This window comes from Streptomyces sp. (genome assembly GCF_050698815.1).
Taxonomy (GTDB): domain Bacteria; phylum Actinomycetota; class Actinomycetes; order Streptomycetales; family Streptomycetaceae; genus Streptomyces.
In genome coordinates, this window is record NZ_JBOHCV010000766.1 from 1 (window position 1) to 1828 (window position 1828).

Annotated in this window: 3 protein-coding genes and 1 riboswitch; of the genes, 1 reads left to right on the top strand and 2 read right to left on the bottom strand. The window is 72.6% G+C overall.

The genetic code is table 11. The features are described 5' to 3' along the window. Positions 1 to 148 (bottom strand): FAD-dependent oxidoreductase (locus ACRDP3_RS27405; RefSeq protein ID WP_431519708.1); only part of this gene is annotated, 148 nt, incomplete at its 3' end. A gap of 251 nt (positions 149 to 399) precedes the next feature. Continuing rightward, positions 400 to 523: riboswitch (cobalamin riboswitch) on the top strand. A 119-nt stretch (positions 524 to 642) separates the two neighbouring features. On the opposite strand from ACRDP3_RS27405, the gene ACRDP3_RS27410 reads away from it, so the two are divergent. Continuing rightward, on the top strand, positions 643 to 1011 hold the full coding sequence (locus ACRDP3_RS27410) for a (2Fe-2S) ferredoxin domain-containing protein (protein WP_431519709.1): 369 nt from the start codon (positions 643 to 645) through the stop codon (positions 1009 to 1011). 107 nt (positions 1012 to 1118) lie between these two features. Here the strand turns inward: ACRDP3_RS27410 and ACRDP3_RS27415 are convergent. Further along, positions 1119 to 1828: M20 family metallopeptidase (locus ACRDP3_RS27415; protein ID WP_431519707.1), on the bottom strand; the 710-nt coding region annotated here is incomplete at its 5' end.

Below are 1828 nucleotides of genomic sequence, written 5' to 3' on the forward strand. Positions count from 1 at the left end.
TGCGTACGCCGGACGCTCCGATCCAGGCGAACGAGTCCGCCGTCACGCCGGCGCCCGGCCGCCCGGCGTCGACGAGGGTCACGACGGCACCGGCCCGGGCGGCGTGATAGGCCACCGAGGCGCCGACGATGCCGGCGCCGACGACCACCAGGCCGCTGCTTACCGCTGGCTCAGCACGTTGACCTTCATGGCGTTGGTGTGCCCTGCGCAGGACGAGCGGAAGTGTGCACTTCGCCGCACCGGCTCGACGCCACTGACAGCACCGGTCAGCCCACGCCGAACCCCCCTTACGGCACGGGCAGTGCTACGTCTGGTGCCGCATCCGCGCCGGGGCGGAGGCCCTTGGGGGCGGACGGCACCCGGATGGAATGATGGCCGGCGACATGGCGACGGCGGTCCGAGGAAGCCGGTGTGAATCCGGCGCGGTCCCGCCACTGTGATCGGCGAGCGGATCCCCGACAGGCCACTGCCCCAGGCGGGTGGGAAGGCGGGGACGAACCTTGACCCGAGAGCCAGGAGACTCACGCGGTCGCCTCCTCGAAGTACCGGGGCGGATTTCCCCGGAGAGAGGGCAGGTTCGGCGTGCCCGGGACATCGGTCGATGAGGCGTCCGACGACGCGGAGGCAGCGGATACGGCCGGCCTGGTGCCGTGCCGGATCGTCGTGTGCCGGGACTGCTGCTGCGGCAGCCCCAAGGTGACCGGACTGGATCACGCGGCGCAGACGGCGCGCCTGCGGGAGGAGGCGCCTGTTCGCGTGTCCGCCTGTCTGGACGTATGCGACCAGGCCAACGTCATCGTCGTACAGCCTTCCACCGGCGGTCGTGCCGCCGGCGCCCGACCCGTCTGGCTGGGGCTGGTCAACAATCCGGACGCGACCGAGGACGTCACCGCCTGGGTGCGGGCGGGCGGCCCAGGCGTCGCTCCGCGGCCGGAGATCCTCGACCTGCACCTCATCACGCCGCCGCGACGGCGGCTTTCTGAGAGCCGCCGCCTCGCGCCGCCGATGTGACCAGGGGTTATGAGACATCCGTTACCGACTCCGGAGCCGTGGGCAGCGCAGCGTGAGAGGGGACGTCGAGGCATCCGCCGACGTCAGCTGACTCCCTTGGTGTGGGGTCACCGGCCGCGGCACCACTGGTCGAACAGCTGGCGGTAGATCTCCACGGCGGCCTCGACCTTGGACGCCGAGCACCACTCGTCGACAACGTGGCACTGGTCGGGCTCGCCGGGCCCGAGCACGACGGTGGGCGCCGGGCGACCGTCCTCCGAGGGCGACAGCAGCCGCGCCAGCACCGAGGCGTCCGTGAAGTACCGGGCGGGGGAGCGAGGTTCATCCTCCTCGCCGGCGGCGACCAGAGCCTCGCGCACGAGACCGACGAACGGGTCGTGCACGTCCGTGTCGACGACGGGCAGGACCACGTGGTCCTCGACCCGGACGCCGTCACCGCCCAGCTCGGAGACGACGGAGCGCACGTCGTCGCCGTCCACGCCCGGGACGGTGCGGACGTCGAGGAGCATCTCCGCGAAGTCGGGCACGACGTTGGGCTGGACGCCGCCGCGCAGCAGACCCACGTTCGCAGTCACCGGGCCGAACGTCGCGTGGGAGGGCCAGGAATCGTGGTCGTGCAGCGCGCAGGCGGCACGGGCCAGCCGCACCACGGCGTTGTCGCCGAGCTGGGGCGCCGACCCGTGCGCAGCGCGGCCCGTGGCGGTCAGACGCATCCAGTGCGCGCCCATGTGCCCGAGGGTGAGTCGGTTGGCCGTGGGCTCGGCCACGAGCAGTGGACCCCCCGGCGCGAGCGACGACTGCCGGAGACGGAGGGCTC